This window comes from Deferribacter desulfuricans SSM1 (genome assembly GCF_000010985.1).
GTDB lineage: Bacteria > Chrysiogenota > Deferribacteres > Deferribacterales > Deferribacteraceae > Deferribacter > Deferribacter desulfuricans.
In genome coordinates this window covers 67,777-87,747 of sequence record NC_013940.1, presented here as the reverse complement: position 1 = coordinate 87,747, position 19,971 = coordinate 67,777, and the positions used below count along the sequence as shown (strand labels likewise).

Here is a 19,971-nt window from a genome sequence, read left to right as displayed (position 1 = left end):
ACTATAACTCCATTAAATTATCATTATCTCTTTTTACTTTAGTCTCAATTTCTTTTTTAAAAGTAGGTTCAATACCTGTTAAAGCTTCTGTTAATACAACAGCTGCATCCTGGGATATTTTTTTTATGTTCTTCCATTCAGTCCATGGTTTAACAATTCCTTTATATTTTTTTAAATCTATTTTATTTAAATCAAATGGTTTTGGTTCCGCTAATTGTTTTAGTAATTGTAATAATGGTGATTTTTTATTCTCAGGTTTACGCTTTTTTAATTTATCATACATATCTATATAATAATCATCAAAAGATTCCATAGCTTTAATTAATCTTGCTGGATCTTCACTATACAATTGTTTTGCTAAAGCACAAAAATCTAAATAATCTCTTGTAGCATTTCTTGACAAAATCATCCAAGCTTTAGTTCTTAAAGTTTCTTCTATGGTAGGTATTTTTATGAATTTACCTGGTTTTACTTCATATAAAGTTGTTTCTAACGGTTTTGTTCTCATTAACTGTCTTAAACCTGTTTCTACACCATCAAAATTACCTAAAATTACTTTTCCTTTTGCCATTCGAGCCAATTCCCACTCCCATTCTTCTTTTACATTATCAACTTCTATTTCCCCTTTTTCTAAAATATCAATAAACTTTTCAAATTTTTCCTTTAAATCATTAAATACAAAATCAATATCAAATGATACTCTATGCATTGCATAAATTGACGCAACAGAACCACCAATTAATATCCCATCTGGAAATATTTTATGAAATTTACAGGCAACATTTAATAAATGTTCCCAATCAAAATTATCATCAGTAATATTAGTAGACGTTATATTATTACTAAATTTTTTGTATTCCATATTTTTACCTCTTGATTTTGATTTTGCATTTCTTTTCATGATTATATTATAACATAATTTATCAAAATAAATAATAAATAAATTATAAATTAGATTATAAATCAGGAGAACCCAAATTATGTATTAAATAAGTAATCATGGACAAAAAAGGTATATAGAGATAATAAGGGTTCTCCTGATTCCCAGTACTCACCCCCATATATAATAAATATAATAATAAAAAATAATTAAAAAACAATAATTCATAATTACTTTTTTTTATTTTCGTCGACCTCTATTTTTTTACTATTAAATGATAGACAAAATACTCTAAAAAATATATAAAATAGATTATTTTGTTATAAATACCAAATAATTGTCGATCCCCAGGAATTTTTGCATGATTAGAGATCGACGAAAATTATGTAAAAATTTTGAAATTTTTTATACTTTTTGATATAATAATAATATAGAGACAACAACAAGTTGTTTGAAAATTGAATATTTTTAGAGATAAGGGTTTATATTGTACCTATCAGGAGTTGAAACGAATTTGTTACAAAAGATAAAAACTTTGAAAAATACAGTTTATATTGTACCTATCAGGAGTTGAAACCAATAAAAATAAGTGATAAGTATGGAATTGCTGAAGCGTTTATATTGTACCTATCAGGAGTTGAAACAATATGCATATACATATAATTTATACAAAAATATAAGTTTATATTGTACCTATCAGGAGTTGAAACACAGGCACAACAAAACAGAATATATCATCAATAGTTAGTTTATATTGTACCTATCAGGAGTTGAAACTAAAACAACAGCAACAAAAACAACAGCAAAAGCAGTTTATATTGTACCTATCAGGAGTTGAAACAAAGAGGCTTGGTACATGCGCAAGGATATGCTTGTGCAAGTTTATATTGTACCTATCAGGAGTTGAAACACACCTCTTGCAGCATGCTCCAAAAAATTTGTTTCTAGTTTATATTGTACCTATCAGGAGTTGAAACAAGGTTAGCAAATTCACACTTAGGAATTGGATGAGGTTTATATTGTACCTATCAGGAGTTGAAACCTAATGAAATTAATTTCTGGTCCAACTGATTTATCAAGTTTATATTGTACCTATCAGGAGTTGAAACGGTTTAAATATAAAGGTGTATACTGCAAAGAATATCGTTTATATTGTACCTATCAGGAGTTGAAACTATATACGTAATCATCAACTTTTAGTTTACCATATTTGTTTATATTGTACCTATCAGGAGTTGAAACACAGAAGTTATAGTTGTGGTAATTATTTTAGGTGTTCTGTTTGTATTGTATCTATTAGGAGATAAGGTTAAAAAAAACTAATTATTATTTAAAAAACAAATCAATATAATTAATAGTCATGTAATAATAAATAAAATTAATATATTTAATATATTAAAACCAAAAACATTACTTATATTGTCAAATTTAATATAATAATATAAAAATTATTTGACATTAATATTTTTTTATAGTATAATAATTAATATGAGAATGAAAATAGAAATTAATTCAAATAAAAATTTTATATTATTACCTATAAATCATAAACATATTATACAAGGATTTTTATATAATAATCTTCCGAAACCTCTTTCAGACTTTCTTCATAATATAGGTTTCTTTTATTATAAGCGTCAATTTAAACTATTTACATTTTCTAATTTATATAGTTCTTATTTTCAAATAATTACTATACAAGATAATAAAAAAACAGATAAATATATTAAATTTAAAACACCTGTAACATTATATATAGCATCAGGAATTAATAATTTTATTAATAATTGGAATAATAATTTTTTATTATCAGATAATTTAAAATTAGGCGATAATACTGTTTATATAGAAAGTATAGAAGTATTACCACAACCTGAAATTACTAATAAATGTTTAATTAACACTCTTTCCCCTATTACTGTATATAGAACATTAGAAAATAAAAAATATCACTATTATAATCCAAACGATATTGATTTTAATGTATTAGTAAAAAATAATATCAAAAAGAAATATGCATTATTAACAAATACTATTATAAATGATTTTGATTTTAATATGAAAAATATTAAATATAAAAAAATAATAACTAAATATATTAAAAAACCAAAAATAAATAAAGATTTTATTATAGAAGCATATGATGGTATATTTGAGATAGAAACAGAACCAGAAATTTTAAAAACAATTTATGATGTTGGTTTGGGAGCAAAAAACTCCCAAGGTTTTGGTATGTTTAGTATTATTAAGAATAATTAATATATTTGATATTAAATTATTAAAATAACGAGGTGTTAAATGATTACAGCTTTAAAAGATTTAGGTGAATTAGTCTATAATGATTACATTACAGGATTATATGATTCTAAAATATTATCTAGTAAAATAAGTATAGCAGAATTATGTGATATAAAATCATTATCTGATATAAAATCATTATCTGACGAAAAAATAAATATATTTACTGATACTTTAACAGATGACTTGAGTAATGACTCTTATATTATAAGAGAATGGTGTTTAGAGTTTGATAATAATTATGAATTAATATCACCTAATATAATTGAAAAAGATTTTCAAAAAGAAAATAGTTACTTATATTTATATAAAAGAGGTTCTTCTAGAGGTACTAACTATAGCCCAGCTTTTCTAGATAAAAATGCAAATACAAAATTGAATAAACTTGAACAGTGGTTTAAAAATCACTTACATATTAACGAAATTGCTCAAATGTTCAATGAAGTAGAAAAACATAAAAACACAATATTAAATGATTTAATTAAACTAACACAAATAATAAACCCAAAAAAATCCAGTCGAGAAAAAGCTATTTTTACTATAAAAATTAATGGAAAATATTTGTTTGAAATTGATAAACCAAACTTTAAAAGAATTTTAGTAGAAGATTATATACTTAAAGTTACAAATAATTTTCAAAAAACATTTTCTACATGTAGTATATGTAGAACTCATAAACAAGTATTTTCCACCTCTGAAATTTTTAGATTTTATACTACAGATAAAGTTGTTTATGTCGCAGGTGGGTTTGACAAAGATAAAGCATGGAAAAACTTCCCTATCTGTTTAGAATGCTTTATCAAAGCAATTATAGGAAGAAAAACAGTTGAAAATAATTTTAAATATAGTTTTTATGGTAGTAATTATATATTAATACCTAAAATTATACTGAATAAGGATAATACTATATTAGATGAAATTAATAATTTGTTAGCAGTAGATAAAAAACAACAAAATATATCAAACGAAAATAGAAAGTATATAACAAATAACAAAAGTGAAATCTTAGATATTATAAGTACATATAAAGATGCTATTAGCTTTTATTTTCTCTTTTTAAAGAAAGATAATTCAGCTGAAAGAATTGTATTATTAGTAGAAGATGTATATCCATCTAGACTTAAAACTATTTTTAATGCCAAAGAGAAAATAGATAAATTATTTAATATAGATTATAATTTGAGTTATATATATGAATTTGTAAAAAATGATAATAAGTTATTTTTTGATATAACTAATAAAATATTTAAAGGTGGACACCTTGATTTTAATCTATTTATACGTCTTCAAATGGATGGTATTAGAGAAAAACTTTTCAAAGATAATTCACGTAATAAAAACAAACTCAAAAAAACAATATTAAGTGCCATTATGAATGTAAGATTTTTAGAAGAATTAGAAATATTAAACAAGGAGGTAAAACCAATGCAAGAAAATTCTAAATTTAATGAAATATTTGAAAAAATAGGTAAAAAACTAAACACTCCAGCAAGAAGAGGTATATTCTTGTTAGGAGCTCTTGTAGAAAAATTAATAGAAATACAAAAAGGTAAAAGAACTAATTCTCCATTTATAAAACAATTAAAAGGTGGTAAGCTAACTGAAAAAGACATTCAATCTTTATTTACAAATACATTAGTTAAGTATAGAGAATACGATGCTTATTATCCTTTTGTAAGAATATTAGCAAAAGAAATTTCTAATTATTTATTAAAAGAAAATAAATTCCATATGACTGTAGATGAAATAAATTATTATCTTTTTGCTGGAACAAGCTACTATAATGATGTAATCGAAATAGCAAAACAAATAGCAGAAGAACAAAAACAAATTCAAAATAACAATAATGAAAATAATACTGAAGAAAATACTAATAAAAATGAATAAAATAAAAATAATAACAAGGAGGTAAGATAATATGTCAGAAAATATTGTAAAAAACCGCAGAGAATATTTATTCTTGTATGACGTAAAATATGCTAACCCTAATGGTGATCCTAATGACGAAAACAGGCCAAGAATAGACGAAGAAACCCAAATTAACATTGTAACTGATGTAAGACTTAAAAGAACTATTAGAGATTATTTACTAAATTATGAAAACAAAGAAATTTTTATTAGAGAAATTTTTAATAAAAATGGTAAACTACAAGAAGCTAAAGACAGGGCAGCAAATTTTGGAAAAAACCCAGAAAAAATTTTAGCAGAGTGCATTGATATTAGATTATTTGGAGCAACTATACCACTTGAAAAAAAGAGTAACTCTGGAAAATCTATAACATTTACTGGTCCTATTCAATTTAATATAGGACAGTCATTACATAAGGTAAAACTAATGCATATTAAAGGTACTGGTGCTTTTGCATCTGGTGAAAATAAAGAACAAAAAACTTTTAGAGAAGACTGGGTTCTTCCATATTCTTTAATCGCATTTCACGCTATATTAAATGAACAAGCAGCTGTAGATACTAAACTCACAGATGAAGATGTTGAATACTTTAAAAAAGCCATGTGGGAAGGTACTAAAAACTTAATTACACGATCGAAAACTGAACAATTACCAAGACTACTAATAGAAGTAATATTTAAAGAAGGAGTATGCACTCATATTGGTGAACTACATAAATATGTAAAAATTGAATCAGAATTAGAAGATGAAGAGATTAGAAGTACAGAAGATTTTGTTTTAAACGTAGATGAACTTATTGATGTATTAGAAGAATATGCAGATAAAATAGAAAAAGTTACATTTAAAGTTGATAGAAAGCTAAAACTAAATAAGCCTTTAGCATCAGATGAAGTTAAATTTGAAAAAATTGAATTTTAAAGGAATAAGGTTATGAAAGTACTAGTATTTGATATATGGGGAGATTATGCACATTATAGGAAGTTTTATACAACTTCCTCTCCCCTTACCTTCTCTTGTCCTACACCGACTGCTGTTTACGGTATGTTAGGTGCTATATTAGGAACAAAAGGATACAAACATTTAGAAATTTTTAACTATAGTACTACTAAATTAGGTATTCAAATTTTAAAACCTATTACAAAAGTAAGAATGAGTACTAATTACGTATTAGCAAAAGAAATAAATGATTTATGGTACTTAAAAGATAGAACTCCTATACAAGTAGAATATCTTAAAAATCCATCTTTTAGGTTATTTATACATATAAATAATAATGAAATATTTACTAATTTAATTAATAAAATACAAAATAAATTGTTATATTATACTGTATCACTAGGAACTGCTAATTTGATAGCAAATTATAAATATATTGGTGTATTTAAAGCTGAACATATAAATCATACAGATACAATAAAAACTATAATACCTCTAGAAAATATAGAAAATATAAAAGCAGTATCAGGTAAAAAATACTTTAAAGAAACATTACCTGTGGATATGTCTACAGACAGACAAGTTAAGTTATATAAAGAAATATTAATGGAATTAAATGGTGCTGCTTTAGAAGGAGAATTTAAAGAGTGTTATAAACTTGACAATGGTGATATAATTTCTTTTATATAAATAATATAGTGAGGTTATTAAGTGGCTACCAAGTCTGGATTATTGTCTCATCCTGATAAACAACTGGAAGACCATATTAGTAATGTTATTAAGTTAGTTAATAATTTTTATGATAATACAAAACTAAATGATAATATTTTAAAAAATATTCTTACAATAATTTCATTTGCACATGATGTAGGTAAAGCCACTACAGCTTTTCAAGAATATATTAAAGGAAATAGTGAACTAAAAAATAAACCTGAAACTACACATTCGTTATTTGGTGCTTGCATCAGTTTATATTTAACTGATAGATATCTAAAATCAATAAATCAAAATAATGATTTTTTATTATTTTTATCGTTTGTTATACCTAGATTACATCATTCTAATTTGGTAGATGTTTATCAAATAACTTTATTAGATGAAAATCAGATTGAACTATTAACAACACAACTAAACTTATTAAAAATAAATCAAGATCAGTTTTATCAATTTATAGAAAATACTAAAATAAACAATAAAGATTTAATTAAATTCAATTTAAATGAAATTAATTTTAATAATATAATTTTATTAATTAGACAAATTAACAAGTTTATAAAAAATATTAGAACTACAGTAAATGGATTAAACAAAACTAATATTTTATTAAAAAGTAGAATTAATTCAAAACCTATTAATATTGACTATTATATTATTGTTAGTTTATTATATTCAATATTAATTGATGCTGATAAATCAGATGCAGGAATAAAAGCAGATAAAAATATATTATTTAAAAGAGATAATTTATCATCAGAAATAATTGATAATTTTATTAACACTTTAAAATTTAAAAAAACCGATATTGTAAAATTAAGACAACAAGCTTTTCAGGAAATTACAACTAAAGATATAGATATAAACAACAAAATTTACACATTAACACTACCCACTGGTTTAGGTAAAACATTACTTTCATTTAAATTAGCTCTTAAACTGTCTAATAAGATAAAAGAAGAAAAAAATGTTATTCCAAAGATTATATATTGTTTACCCTTTTTATCTGTAATTGAGCAAAACTATAATGTTATTAAATCTGTTTTAGAGACTAATAATATTAAAGTTGATAATTCTATTTTAATAAAACATCATTATCTAACTGATATGACATATACATATCAAAACGACGAATTCGAATATGATACATCTAAATTATTGATTGAAGGTTGGAATGGACAAATAATTACAACAACATTTTTACAGTTTTTTTATTCTCTTATTGGGAATAAAAATAAAATGCTTCGAAAATTTCACAAGCTAACTAATTCTATAGTAATTTTAGATGAAATCCAATCTATTCCTCAAAAATATTGGTTATTATTAAAAGAAGTATTAAACAAAATGGCTGAAAAATTTAATTTTTATGTAATATTAACTACTGCTACTCAACCAATGATTTTTGATAAAAAACAATATATCGAATTAGCAAGTAATAATTATTTTGATAAATTAGATAGGTATGTAGTTAACATAAATAAAGATTTAAAAACTGTAGATGAATTTTATTATAGTTTAAATATTGAAAAAAATAAAACTTACTTATTTATAATGAATACTGTTAATTCTGCTAAAAGATTATATGAGTTATTAAAAAAAGAATATAAAAATGATATATTATTTTTATCTACACATATTACACCAAAAGAAAGATTAAAAAGGATCCAGCAAATAAAAAACAATGATAAAAGAATAGTAGTATCCACACAACTTGTGGAAGCTGGAGTTGATATTGATTTTGATGTAGTTTACAGAGACTTTGCACCTCTGGATAGTTTAATACAGTCAGCTGGAAGATGTAATAGAAATGGTGAGAAAACAACAGGTATATTTAATATTCTAAAGCTTTATAATGAAAATCATCAAGGTAGATTATATGGCTCTTATATTTACGATACACTTTTATTGACAGCAACAGAACAAATATTAGATAAAGAGTTTTTTACAGAGCCAGAATTTATTCAATTAACAAATAAGTATTTTCAAAAAGTTAATGAAATTAAATCTAATAGTGACTCACTGGAATTATTAAAAATATTAAGCGAATTAAAATTTACTTATGAAAAAGATAATAATAAAATTACTTCTGTAGAAGATTTTAAACTTATAAACAATAATTACCCCAGAATTGATGTTTTTATTCAATTAGATGATACAGCTGTAACAATTTGGAAAGAATATATTAAAATAAGTAATATAAAAGATTATTTGGAAAGAAAAAGATTATTTAACAATATAAAAAAAGATTTTTTCGAATACATTATATCAGTACCTATAAAAGACAATATGAATATTCCACCAATTGAAAATAATTTTTACTATGTACCTATAGATAATTTAGATGATTATTATGACTATGAAACAGGATTCAAAACTGATAGTAATTTATATATTGCACTTTAGTCGATCTCAATGTTTTAATGAAAAAACAAGTATAAGAGTAAGTAAAAAAATAACTAAAAACAGACATTTTATTAATAATATAAAGTAATTGTCGATCTCCAGGGATTTTTGCATGATTAGAAATCGACTGAAAATTATGTAAAAATTTTGAAATTTTTTGTACTTTTTGATATAATAATAATATAGAGACAACAACAAGTTGTTTGAAAATTGAATATTTTTAGAGATAAGGGTTTATATTGTACCTATCAGGAGTTGAAACCGCTTACAGCTAGTAGTTATGCTATTTTTGTTGAGCTGTTTATATTGTACCTATCAGGAGTTGAAACGTTTTCAAAAATATTTGTGTATTAGTATTACTAAGCACGTTTATATTGTACCTATCAGGAGTTGAAACCACGTTGTATCACTTTCATCAAATACATCATTTCAGTTTATATTGTACCTATCAGGAGTTGAAACTTATATCCGACACATCTTTCCTTTTTATTAAACTTTGTTTATATTGTACCTATCAGGAGTTGAAACAATTTATCTGCATCCCACCATATCTCAAAATAATCAGTGTTTATATTGTACCTATCAGGAGTTGAAACATTACAAAAGCAATAAATGATGTAATGGTGATTTTTGTTTATATTGTACCTATTAGGAGTTGAAACACAGAAGTTATAGTTGTGGTAATTATTTTAGGTGTTCTGTTTGTATTGTACCTATTAGGAATTAATTTAATATTTTTGGTTTATTATAACATTCTAAATTCCAGAATATAGAAAATTTTAAATTTTCAAACTATTTTATTAACTGCATCAATGAATTTCTTGTTAGATTTATTTAGTACAATATAATTAAACCATGTATTTTGTAATTTATATTTATCTAGTTTTTCCATAATATTATCATTTCCATTAAATAATATAAATAATAATTTATAATTATTTTTGTTATTTTCTAATAATACTTCATATTTTTTAATTAAATCCTCTAGTATTTTAAAATCCTTTAAATAAATTTTAATTTCAATATAACTTATAATTTTATTCTCTTTTTTTATTATTATATCAGGTTGTATTTTATTTTGTTTTTTATTACCAACTTTAACTGGTTTAGGTAATTTAATTGTCTGTTGTACATTTATTTTGAAATTTTGACTTTGCCAATACTTAATGTCTTTTGTAATTGGTAGCAATTTAAAATTTTGATTATATTTTTTAGTTATATAATGAATAATAAATCTTACAATTAAAAATTCTGACAATCCGGTAAAACCACTAGAGTTTCCTTTAAAATTTTTTAATAAATTAAACTGTAAATAATACAGATGATTTATTGTATTAGATGTTATATTATCCAAATTATCTTGAATTAAATTATCTATTTTTTGTAAAAAATTAGCATATAAATTTTGAAAATTATCAATAATATCTTGTTGTGTTATATCACTATTAATATTTTTCATAATTAAACCCCCCTTTATATATTAATCTTTATTCAATATACTCTTTTTAAAACTTTCATCTACCATCTGTTGTGTACTTTTTGCATATACAAGAGTACTATTTACATTTTTATGTCTTAGCAACTCTTTTATGTGTAACAAATCTACTCCAGCATTTACTAACTTCATAGCAAATGTATGTCTTAATAGATGTATACCAGTTTTGTTTATACCTGCTTTTTTGTAAATATTAGTAATTATTTTATAAGCATCTTGTCGTTTTAAAATGGATCCATTACGAGTAATAAAAATATTATTATGTTTATTACTGTAAGATTCACTTAAATATAAATACTCATCTTCTATGAGCTCTTTTGGTACATATGCGTAAGATTCCGTTTGTCCTTTACCTTTTACTTTAATTTGATAGTAATATGTATTATTAATTGCAATTTCTTCAAAATCTGTAAATTTAAGCTGTAAAGCCTCTGATATACGTAATCCTGAATATAATAATAACTTTATTAAAAATACATTACGAAATGTAACAATACTCTCCCTTCTGCTCTTTAATACCTCTAAATAGTTTAATAACTTACTAATCTCCTGTTCGGTTAAGTATTCCTTCTCTTTTGTTTGTGTTACTATTTTAATTTTTCTAAATATAGTAGTATAGTCTTTATACTCTCTATTATTTTCAGTTATAAAAATAAAGAACTGCTTTAATGCTTTTATGTATATTTGTTTAGTATTAGAACTTATACTGTCTTTAATTGATATTTCTTCTCTATAAGCCAAACTACCTTGTATATATGGTCTATTAATATCATTAATATCCATTTCATCAACATAACCCCTACTATACTCAATAAAATAATCAATTTCCTTTGAATACAATTCAATAGTATTATTTGAGTAATTTCTCACTCGTAAATCTTCTATAAATAGCTTTTTCCATCTAATTAAGTCATTAACTAAGTTATCCTTTATTAATGGCTCTAATTCCATAATATACCACCTATACTTTTTAGCACTTTTAAAGGGTTTCTCCCTGCTCTTCCAAATTATACACTATAAATTTTACTTTTGTCAATCATACTTATTAGTATGTATGATAATATAATACATTTTAATCTAAAACTTATCTTAAAATACCCCTCAATTTACCCTTTTGGTATGTATGATATTATTGTTATATATTTTGATATAGTTTAATTATTGACATAAATTATATTTCAGTTATTATAAGTATTAATTTAAAACAAATTAAAAGAAAGGAGTATTTTATGAGCGAATTAAAAAATAACATAACAAACAAAAATAATACAACTGAATTTGTTAACAAACGTATTGACTTAACTAAAAAATCACTTAAACAAATAAAAATCATAGCTTCCATTCTTGATGATAATGTAGACAATAAATTTGACAAAAATACCATTAGCTATATTATAAATAAAGCTGTAAATCATTATTTCAATAGTGAAGAGATACAAAATCAATTAAAAGAATTATAATAATAACCACTATTAATAATTGATATAAGCATTAAGGTTAGTTATAGGTCGCTTATATGCTTAACACAGACAAAGAATTAATAACAATATTAGAATTAACAAAAATAGAAACATTACCACCTAAAGATGATGACAGGCTAATAATATTATCACAAGAAGTTACTAAAATGATATATTCTTATTTAAATATTCAAAAAATTACAGAATTTGAATTATGGAATACTTACTTTTCAAAATATATGAAATATGAAAATTTCCTGAGTTGTCTTCAAAATTCACAAGGTAAATATAAATATATAAAATATATATTAAGTTTCTATCGTTATATAACTAATAAGACCTATAATCTATCAACTAATTCAAGTTTAATTAACAACCACTCAATAATAACATAAAATTATTTATATTTTTCCTTTCAAAAAAGCACCATACTTTTTATCTTCTCCCATAATATGATTAACTAACCACTTTTTAAGGAAATTCAGTAAATTAAATCCTATTGCAGTATCACCCTTTTTATATCTCTCTAAGAATTCACCTACCTGTTCCTTTAAATCTTCATGTATTTCTCTATGTTTCTCATATTCTGGATATTCAAATCGTTTGAATGCTTCCTCTTCAGAGTTAAAATGATATACAGTGTATTCAACAAGCTCATTTAAAATCTTTTCTAAGACCACTGCTGATTTATCAGCATTTACAGCATCATATATTTCATTTACTAATCTTACCAAATTCTTGTGCTGTTCATCAAACTTATCAATCCCTACAGAAAGTTTATCTGACCACTCAATAAATTTACCTTTATAATCTATTTTAAAGAAACTAATATTTTCCATTAATTGTACTGATATCTCTAAAAGTTCACCACTTGATTGTTGGGTTTTATCAACAATATTTTTAATTTCATTTAGTTTGTAAGATACATTTGTTATATTTCTTGTAATATCCTCTATTGCAAGAGATTCTTCATTAATCGCATTTGTAATACTTTCAACTCTAAGCTTAACATCATTAAAACTTTCTTTAACTAAGTTAATAGATTCAATACTTTCATTTACTTTTGTTACACTATTTTTGACTTCTTCTTGTTCTTTCATTACTACATTTGAAATATCATCTGCTTCCTGCTGAATAGATTTAATAGCTTCTTCTATTAATTTAGTAGAATCAGTTGTTTTATTCGCAAGTTTTCTAACTTCATCAGCAACAACTGCGAATCCTCTCCCGTGTTCACCAGCTCTAGCAGCTTCTATAGCTGCGTTTAAAGCTAACAAGTTAGTCTGATCAGCGATCTCATTAATAGTTGATACTATCCTGCTAATTTCTTCTGATAACTTTCTAAATTCTGTTACTTTTTCTACAACTAATGATGATGTTTCTGCTACCTTTTCTACCTGCTCTTTATTTTCACTTATAATATTAATAGAATCATTTAATTTACTTTCAGAGTTAGTAATACTTTCAACTATTTCTACACTATTGTCATAAATGTTTTTACTTGTAGAGTTTAATTCTTCTGCAGCTGTAGAAATTGATTGAACTTCATCGTTTAATTCAGTAAGATTTTTATGAGCTTCATCACTTGCATTTGCTAAATCTTCAGATGCTGACTTAAGTTCTAAGGAAGTTTTAAAAAATTCTTTTAATATATCAGAAATTTTAATACAAGATTTATACATGTTACTTACTGTTTCAGATAATTCATCTTTAGATTTATTATTCATATTTTCAAATTCAAGTATACCTTGACTTATATTTGCTATATTTCTTTTTAAAACATTTAAATTTTTAAAAATATAACTGTTTAAATAGATAATAATAGCAACTGCAGAAACAGTTCCTAAAAACATTAAAAATAAATCCAACTTAATTAATAAAGATAAACTAATATTATTTGATATTCCATATATATTAAACAATCCAATAATACCACCTAATATACCTACAAATAATATACCTAAACTAATTTTAATTTTTAAATTAATTTTCATAGTAAACCCCCAAAATAACCTTTATCTTTTCTACTATATTGCTGCATTACTTTTGCTATCATAATATTTGACTTGCTATATCTGCTACAATACTTCTTTCACAGTGATCAAAAAATATAACTGCACTGTTTTTAATATTATTTTCCCTAAAAGATTCTGCTGCTACTATTAAACCATTATCACGTTCATCAATATAAGGAACATCTATTTGAAAAATATCACCTGTAAGAACTATCTTTGAATTTTCCCCTACTCTTGTTAAAATAGTTTTCACTTCCAAAGGAGTTAAATTTTGAGCTTCATCCACTATTATAAAGCTGTTATTGAAGCTTCTACCACGAATAAAAGGTAATGGCATAATTGATATTAAATCAGACTGCATTAGATAATCTTTAGAGGTTACGTTTACTTTTTCTTCATCTTTAAAAATAAAATCAATATTATCAAAAATAGGTAACATATAAGGATGTACTTTTTCTTCAGCTGATCCTGGTAAAAAACCTATATCACGACCAAAAGGAATAACAGGACGTGTAACTATTATTTTATTGTATTTTTTTTGTTCAAGAGTTAAATATAATCCTGCTGCAATACTTAATAAAGTCTTACCAGAACCTGCAACACCAATTCCAAATACAACATCAATAGTATCATTTAATAATGCATCAATGAAAAATTTCTGTTTATGATTCTTAGGATATATTCCAAAAACTTCATTTATATTTTCTACTTTTAATAATTTATCTCCTACAAAACGAACTAATACTGAATGTTTTTCATTTTCGTTGCTTCTAATTAAAAAATAATCATTATAATTAATAGTTGTATCAGCATCTATATTTTCATAATTAGAACTAAATCCTGTTTCTTCTAAAAATTTTTTTAATGAATAACCAGTATAATTATTTTCAAAAATATATTTTCCATGTGTTTCTTCAAAAAAATACTCTCCTTTACTATATATTTGATTAATAATTTCTGAAGGTACTGTTAAATACAAACCATTAAAACTAGGTAATTTCACAAGTTTATGTTTTCTATAATCTTCTGTTAGTATATCAAATAACTTAGCTTTAATACGTAAATGTAAATCTTTAGATACAAAAATCATATTTTTAATTTTTAAATCAAAATTATATTTGTCCGATAATACATTAAATATTTTTTCTTTATACTTTTCTATATTTTGTACATCTATTATAATTTTATCATCGTTTTTATTTTCATCTAACAATAAAGTTTTTGCACCCTCTTTAGTTTTAGTAATAAAATTAATTATAAAAACTATGGAATTTAGATCATTTCTTGTCGAAATAATATGTATATCAAAATTAGTATTTTTAATAATAATATTATAATGTTCTTTATTTATCCATGTATCTAGTTTACGAATTACTTTTCTTGCATTTAAACCTCTAATATTATTGTCTTTCTTAAATTTATCTAATTCTTCTAATACTACAGAAGGTATACAAACTACATGCTCTTCAAAACCGTTTAAAGAGTCTGGATCATAAAGCAATATGTTAGTATCCAATACATATAATTTTGCTTGCATATAGTTTTCTCCTTTATTTTATCATATTATGTTTTCATTATATATTTTTATACTCAACTTTTATATTTAATATAAAAATAAGATCTATATAAAATAACATATAGTAGCTTATTAATGTTATATAATATATTATTTAGTAATATTTTTGGTTTTATAAAATTACTTATAATTTTATTTACTTTTAACATACTTATCAACTGCTATTTTTATTAAATTAGGATTAAAACCACTAATAATAGAACCATTTATTATAAAAAATGGAGTTCCCTTTACACCTAAATCACTTCCTACTTTCATATCACTTTCAATTATTTTATTATATTTATTAGATTTTTTAACTAAATCTTTTAATTTACCATATTTAGGTGCTGGAATTTTATCTTTTAAATTATTTAATATATCATCTATAGATTTAATATTATCTAATTTCATAGAGTATAGTACATCAGCTAAATTTAATCCTAACTCCTTACCTGCTTCATATACTATTGCTAAATTTCTCGCATGTTTATGAAAATTAAGTGGAAAATTATAATGATAAACAGCAACCTGTTTATTATATTTTTGCGCTAAATTTTTAATAAAAGGAAATGCCTGTCTACAAAATGGGCATTCGAAATCACTAAACATAACAATTTTTACTTTTGCATCCGCATTACCTAACTCCAACTTGTTTTTATCAGGATTAAATTGAATTTTATTTATATCAATTTTCACTAAATCCAACATATTTAAATCTTTATCAATATCAATTAAAGCTGGAATAATATATTTACCGTTACTAAGAACAAAAAGCTCCTGTGAAAGTTCTTTATTACCCTTTGGATGTATTTTTAATAATACATAAGCAAAACCAGCTATTTCTTTAGATGGAATACTCTTTTCTACTGTAACTTCTATATTGTTGTCTTTACTCTCTATAATTTTTTTTAATTTTTGACTTATTGTATTACTATAACTATTGCCTGATGCCATACTAATCGACGTTAAAACAAATAATAATAACATGACAAAATTAATAATCTTTAATATGTTTTTTTTCATAGATATAACTCCTTTCATTTACGTTTTATTATTTATTAATTTATTACTTATTACTACGTATTTTTTTAATATATTTAATATATAACAAGTAAATTTACCTATTTTAATTTTTTATATATAAACTAATTAATTAATATAATCAATCTATATTCAAATATTATACTTTATTTTTAATTATATATCAATGTAATTTTATCCACATAAATAATCCACAATATCTCAACACAAAAAAATGCAAAATTATTATTATCTAAAAATCATGCGATTAATTTTTAATCAGTATATATAAATATATTAAAATAAAATAATAGTTGACATTACTTATAATATATTATATAATATATTATAAATTCAATAAATATAAAGGAGTTATAATATGAAAATACCTTATTATTATTGTGTAAACTGTGCACAAGCAGAAATATTAACTAACCATAAAGTATATTGTAAACTTAAGTCACAAGTAAATACTTATGACGTAGGTATAAATTATCAAAAAGTTACTGAATGTCCTGTTTATAATGTTAGGATAAAAAAAATACATCCAGATGCGCAAATTCCACAATATGCAACAAATGGTTCTAGCGGTTTTGATTTTTATACAGTAGAAGAAATTGTAATCCAACCAAAAGAAACTAAACTTATAAAAACAGGGTTACAAATAGCTTTACCTATTGGCTATGAACTGCAAATACGCCCTCGTTCCGGTTTATCACTTAAAACTCCACTTAGAGTTGCTAACACACCGGGAACAGTAGATGCAGACTATAGAGGAGAAATCTGTATTTTAGTATGGAATACAGAAGATAAACCTATCACTATTGAAAAAGGCACTCGTATTGCACAAGGAGTTATTTGTAAAATAGAACAAGTTAATTTCATTGAAACTGATGAATTGGATGATACAGATAGAGGAGATGGTGGTTTTGGTAGTACAGGTGTTAAATAATAAACATATAAAATAATATTAAAGGTAAAATAATATGAATAATAAAAGCTAATGTAGACTTAACAATAACACTAAGTGATTTTGACAAGGATTTATTTAAGACACCTCAAGATGTCGAAAATTACTTAAATATGCATATAGAAGATTTATTTGGAGTAAAATCTATAGTTTTTTTAACAAAAGAAAACACTAAAGACATGCAAATAGAATTATAATTAAATATTTTATATAATAAACCTAAAAAATAATTAAGGAGTTATATTATGTTGCTAAAATATTATAAAAAAGTCGAAAAAAATTTAGAAAAGCAATATGAAGAAAAATATGAAGAAATAAGCACAAAATTAGAAAAATCTTTATCATTAGAAAATGAACTAAAAGGCAAAATAATAAATATTAATAGAAAAATTGATGAATTAAAAAGCCAACTGCAAAAATATAGAAGTGAATATGACGCAGTTAGTAACCAAGTAGAATATTATGAAAAACAACTAAAATTAATGGATACTAAATTATATTATATCCTAATGTTAATTAAAAAATATGTAGAAACAAATAAAATTACCACTATTAAAACAAACTATCACCATAATAAAATATGGATAATGTTATATGCTAATTTAAATAATAACAAAATTGATATTTATTTTATAAGTATAGAACAAAAAAAAGATGGACTTTATAATGTAATACGACTCAATAATTTAAATAAAAAAAGTTCATCAAAAGTCTTTAATGACACTCAATTAATAGATTATTTAGAAAAAATAATTAAACATCATAAAACCATTATAAAAAATAACATTCTTAATATTATAAACAAAATAGATTAATATTCTAATATAGGGCTCCCTTGCCTTCTCATAACATCTTTTAGTTGACCATACATCCTTTTATCCTGCTGAATAATTACACGAGCAGTATCATCTACTATAAGCATTTCATATTTTAACTGCATCTTATTGCTTGTAGGAACATATTCTAAACGTTGATTAATACAACCTAATAACACATGAGCAAAAGTCCTTTTAATAACTTCTTCCTGACTTGCAGGGAATAAACCTATAAAACGGTTAATAGACTGTATAACCGATGAAGCATGTATTGTAGTAATTACTAAATGTCCTGTTAATGTTGCATGTAAGAGTATTTCAGCTACTTCTAAATCACGTACCTCACCAATAAATAATACATGTGGTTTCTGTCTCAAACTATCCTTTAATGCTTGTTTAAAATTAACTGTATCACTTCCAACTTCACGTTGCGTAATTTTAGATTGTTTTTCTACAAGCTTATATTCTACAGGATCCTCAATGGTAATTATATGATACTTTCGTGTCTTGTTATAATAGTCTAATATACTTGCTGCAGTAGTAGATTTACCACTACCTGTTACACCTGATATTAATATTAAACCATGCGATTTTGAATTTAACAAACTAATCATTTGAGTACGATTAAAACCCAATTCTTCAAATGATTTAATATCACTTGATATAATACGTAATACACAATGTATTATATTGCTTGCAACAAATAAATTTCCTCTGAATCTATAATTGTCCAACCCAAAAGAAAAATTTAAAGAACTAATTCTTTTAAGGTAATTTTTTAATTTTATTTCTGATTTTATTTCATGCTCATAAGAACTAATATAATTATTTGCTAATTCCAAGAAAAAATCTATTAAACATTCCTTAATATTTTGGTCTATATTCTGTTGAATAGGTATAACATTGTTGTTTTCGACAATATGTAATGAATTTTCTGATAATATAAAATCTGTAATACTAGGTTTCTGATTTAATAAATTAACAATTTGTTGCTTTATTAAATTGCTTTTTTGCTGTTGGATTAACATAAATTAACACCTCTATTATTTTTTTCTGTAAGATACTTCTTTAATTTTAAAGCATATCTATTTAATTGCCTGCTTAAAAATTCAAGCATATCAATATCATTTTTAAAAGTATCAATAGCTGATAAAATATTTTCAATTTCCTCTTTAACTATATATTCATCCTCATAAGCACACTTTACCCAAAAATGATTATTTGAATTTTCTCGAGTCTTTTTCATTAAACCGTAGTCTTGATTATATTGACAATTAAGACATTCATTAAAATCAACAATACTTTTAGTTTTAGGACAATTAACACTCCCTGTTGAATATAAGAATCTTTCTATTTGATTAAATAATCCTCTTTGTTTATCTATTATATCAGTAGCTTGTTTTTTATTAGTTTCTATATTTTTTTCTATATCTTCAATATTTAACTTAACAATTTCAGTTAAAACACTCATATTTTCTCCCCCTTTTATTATTTTTTA

16 protein-coding genes, 2 pseudogenes and 2 CRISPR repeat arrays are annotated in these 19,971 nt (G+C 23.6%); of the genes and pseudogenes, 9 read left to right on the top strand and 9 right to left on the bottom strand.

The window, feature by feature from the left end:
- Window position 1: 1 nt before the first annotated feature.
- Window positions 2-901 (bottom strand): nucleotidyl transferase AbiEii/AbiGii toxin family protein, encoded by a 900-nt coding sequence (locus tag DEFDS_RS12780; protein WP_153801540.1) that lies wholly within the window; start codon window positions 899-901, stop codon window positions 2-4.
- A 459-nt stretch (window positions 902-1,360) separates the two neighbouring features.
- Window positions 1,361-2,122: direct repeats of the CRISPR family, unit length 30 nt; unit sequence GTTTATATTGTACCTATCAGGAGTTGAAAC.
- Window positions 2,123-2,368: 246 nt separating this feature from the next.
- Here DEFDS_RS12780 and cas6 point away from each other — a divergent pair.
- Genes cas6 through DEFDS_RS11410 form a run of 5 tightly spaced genes read left to right on the top strand, consistent with a single transcriptional unit; the run spans window position 2,369 to window position 9,140 of the window.
- Window positions 2,369-3,139 carry a CRISPR-associated endoribonuclease Cas6 gene (cas6, locus tag DEFDS_RS11430; protein WP_013008933.1) on the top strand — a complete coding sequence of 257 codons (771 nt, stop codon included), beginning with the start codon at window positions 2,369-2,371 and terminating at the stop codon, window positions 3,137-3,139.
- 39 nt (window positions 3,140-3,178) lie between these two features.
- Window positions 3,179-5,065, top strand: a complete 1,887-nt coding sequence (locus tag DEFDS_RS11425) for a TIGR02556 family CRISPR-associated protein (RefSeq protein ID WP_013008932.1) — start codon at window positions 3,179-3,181, stop codon at window positions 5,063-5,065.
- A gap of 31 nt (window positions 5,066-5,096) precedes the next feature.
- The gene (cas7b, locus tag DEFDS_RS11420) at window positions 5,097-6,005 is read left to right on the top strand and encodes a type I-B CRISPR-associated protein Cas7/Csh2 (RefSeq protein ID WP_013008931.1); all 909 of its coding nucleotides are present in this window, start codon (window positions 5,097-5,099) and stop codon (window positions 6,003-6,005) included.
- A 12-nt stretch (window positions 6,006-6,017) separates the two neighbouring features.
- Window positions 6,018-6,713 carry a type I-B CRISPR-associated protein Cas5b gene (gene cas5b / locus DEFDS_RS11415; protein WP_013008930.1) on the top strand — a complete coding sequence of 232 codons (696 nt, stop codon included), beginning with the start codon at window positions 6,018-6,020 and terminating at the stop codon, window positions 6,711-6,713.
- Between the two features lie 21 nt (window positions 6,714-6,734).
- Complete coding sequence (locus DEFDS_RS11410) at window positions 6,735-9,140, top strand: CRISPR-associated helicase/endonuclease Cas3 (RefSeq protein ID WP_013008929.1); 2,406 nt, start codon at window positions 6,735-6,737, stop codon at window positions 9,138-9,140.
- 232 nt (window positions 9,141-9,372) lie between these two features.
- Window positions 9,373-9,802: a CRISPR direct-repeat array (repeat unit 30 nt; unit sequence GTTTATATTGTACCTATCAGGAGTTGAAAC).
- Window positions 9,803-9,927: 125 nt separating this feature from the next.
- Here the strand turns inward: DEFDS_RS11410 and DEFDS_RS11405 are convergent.
- Together DEFDS_RS11405 and DEFDS_RS11400 are read right to left on the bottom strand one after the other, a co-directional pair.
- Window positions 9,928-10,599: a hypothetical protein gene (locus DEFDS_RS11405; protein WP_013008928.1), complete on the bottom strand. Its 672-nt coding sequence runs from the start codon at window positions 10,597-10,599 to the stop codon at window positions 9,928-9,930.
- Window positions 10,600-10,620: 21 nt separating this feature from the next.
- The gene (locus DEFDS_RS11400) at window positions 10,621-11,586 is read right to left on the bottom strand and encodes a tyrosine-type recombinase/integrase (protein ID WP_013008927.1); all 966 of its coding nucleotides are present in this window, start codon (window positions 11,584-11,586) and stop codon (window positions 10,621-10,623) included.
- Between the two features lie 278 nt (window positions 11,587-11,864).
- Here DEFDS_RS11400 and DEFDS_RS11395 point away from each other — a divergent pair, with 278 nt between their 5' ends.
- Both DEFDS_RS11395 and DEFDS_RS11390 read left to right on the top strand, forming a co-directional pair.
- Entirely contained in the window at window positions 11,865-12,095 is a 231-nt protein-coding gene (locus DEFDS_RS11395) for a hypothetical protein (protein WP_013008926.1), read from the top strand.
- A gap of 56 nt (window positions 12,096-12,151) precedes the next feature.
- Window positions 12,152-12,490, top strand: coding sequence for a hypothetical protein (locus DEFDS_RS11390; RefSeq protein WP_013008925.1), 339 nt, complete (start codon window positions 12,152-12,154; stop codon window positions 12,488-12,490).
- A 6-nt stretch (window positions 12,491-12,496) separates the two neighbouring features.
- On the opposite strand, the pseudogene DEFDS_RS13420 reads toward DEFDS_RS11390, so the two are convergent.
- The 4 genes and pseudogenes from DEFDS_RS13420 to DEFDS_RS11375 all read right to left on the bottom strand — a co-directional run.
- Window positions 12,497-12,880 (bottom strand): annotated as a pseudogene (locus DEFDS_RS13420) (bacteriohemerythrin); the annotation flags it as partial.
- A gap of 195 nt (window positions 12,881-13,075) precedes the next feature.
- A pseudogene (locus DEFDS_RS13415) lies at window positions 13,076-13,777 on the bottom strand (methyl-accepting chemotaxis protein); the annotation flags it as partial.
- Window positions 13,778-14,147: 370 nt separating this feature from the next.
- Window positions 14,148-15,647, bottom strand: coding sequence for a PhoH family protein (locus DEFDS_RS12775; RefSeq protein WP_013008923.1), 1,500 nt, complete (start codon window positions 15,645-15,647; stop codon window positions 14,148-14,150).
- A 171-nt stretch (window positions 15,648-15,818) separates the two neighbouring features.
- Window positions 15,819-16,691 (bottom strand): DsbA family protein, encoded by an 873-nt coding sequence (locus tag DEFDS_RS11375; protein WP_013008922.1) that lies wholly within the window; start codon window positions 16,689-16,691, stop codon window positions 15,819-15,821.
- Between the two features lie 484 nt (window positions 16,692-17,175).
- Between DEFDS_RS11375 and dut the strand changes: the two genes are divergently transcribed.
- Entirely contained in the window at window positions 17,176-17,640 is a 465-nt protein-coding gene (gene dut, locus DEFDS_RS11370) for a dUTP diphosphatase (RefSeq protein WP_231841052.1), read from the top strand.
- Window positions 17,641-17,903: 263 nt separating this feature from the next.
- Window positions 17,904-18,473 (top strand): hypothetical protein, encoded by a 570-nt coding sequence (locus tag DEFDS_RS11365; RefSeq protein WP_013008920.1) that lies wholly within the window; start codon window positions 17,904-17,906, stop codon window positions 18,471-18,473.
- On the opposite strand, the gene DEFDS_RS11360 is transcribed toward DEFDS_RS11365, so the two are convergent.
- A complete protein-coding gene (locus DEFDS_RS11360; RefSeq protein WP_013008919.1) occupies window positions 18,470-19,501 on the bottom strand; it encodes a type IV pilus twitching motility protein PilT in 1,032 nt (343 codons plus the stop codon). The genes DEFDS_RS11365 and DEFDS_RS11360 overlap by 4 nt on opposite strands.
- Window positions 19,495-19,944 (bottom strand): hypothetical protein, encoded by a 450-nt coding sequence (locus DEFDS_RS11355; protein ID WP_013008918.1) that lies wholly within the window; start codon window positions 19,942-19,944, stop codon window positions 19,495-19,497. The genes DEFDS_RS11360 and DEFDS_RS11355 overlap by 7 nt, the downstream gene beginning before the upstream one ends.
- Between the last annotated feature and the right edge of the window lie 27 nt (window positions 19,945-19,971).

Coding starts and splice junctions, on each gene's coding strand:
- DEFDS_RS12780 (WP_153801540.1), bottom strand. CDS start 901: ATGAAAAGAAATGCAAAATCAAAATCAAGAGGTAAAAATATGGAATAC.
- cas6 (WP_013008933.1), top strand. CDS start 2,369: ATGAGAATGAAAATAGAAATTAATTCAAATAAAAATTTTATATTATTA.
- DEFDS_RS11425 (WP_013008932.1), top strand. CDS start 3,179: ATGATTACAGCTTTAAAAGATTTAGGTGAATTAGTCTATAATGATTAC.
- cas7b (WP_013008931.1), top strand. CDS start 5,097: ATGTCAGAAAATATTGTAAAAAACCGCAGAGAATATTTATTCTTGTAT.
- cas5b (WP_013008930.1), top strand. CDS start 6,018: ATGAAAGTACTAGTATTTGATATATGGGGAGATTATGCACATTATAGG.
- DEFDS_RS11405 (WP_013008928.1), bottom strand. CDS start 10,599: ATGAAAAATATTAATAGTGATATAACACAACAAGATATTATTGATAAT.
- DEFDS_RS11400 (WP_013008927.1), bottom strand. CDS start 11,586: ATGGAATTAGAGCCATTAATAAAGGATAACTTAGTTAATGACTTAATT.
- DEFDS_RS11395 (WP_013008926.1), top strand. CDS start 11,865: ATGAGCGAATTAAAAAATAACATAACAAACAAAAATAATACAACTGAA.
- DEFDS_RS11390 (WP_013008925.1), top strand. CDS start 12,152: ATGCTTAACACAGACAAAGAATTAATAACAATATTAGAATTAACAAAA.
- DEFDS_RS12775 (WP_013008923.1), bottom strand. CDS start 15,647: ATGCAAGCAAAATTATATGTATTGGATACTAACATATTGCTTTATGAT.
- DEFDS_RS11375 (WP_013008922.1), bottom strand. CDS start 16,691: ATGAAAAAAAACATATTAAAGATTATTAATTTTGTCATGTTATTATTA.
- DEFDS_RS11365 (WP_013008920.1), top strand. CDS start 17,904: ATGTTGCTAAAATATTATAAAAAAGTCGAAAAAAATTTAGAAAAGCAA.
- DEFDS_RS11360 (WP_013008919.1), bottom strand. CDS start 19,501: ATGTTAATCCAACAGCAAAAAAGCAATTTAATAAAGCAACAAATTGTT.
- DEFDS_RS11355 (WP_013008918.1), bottom strand. CDS start 19,944: ATGAGTGTTTTAACTGAAATTGTTAAGTTAAATATTGAAGATATAGAA.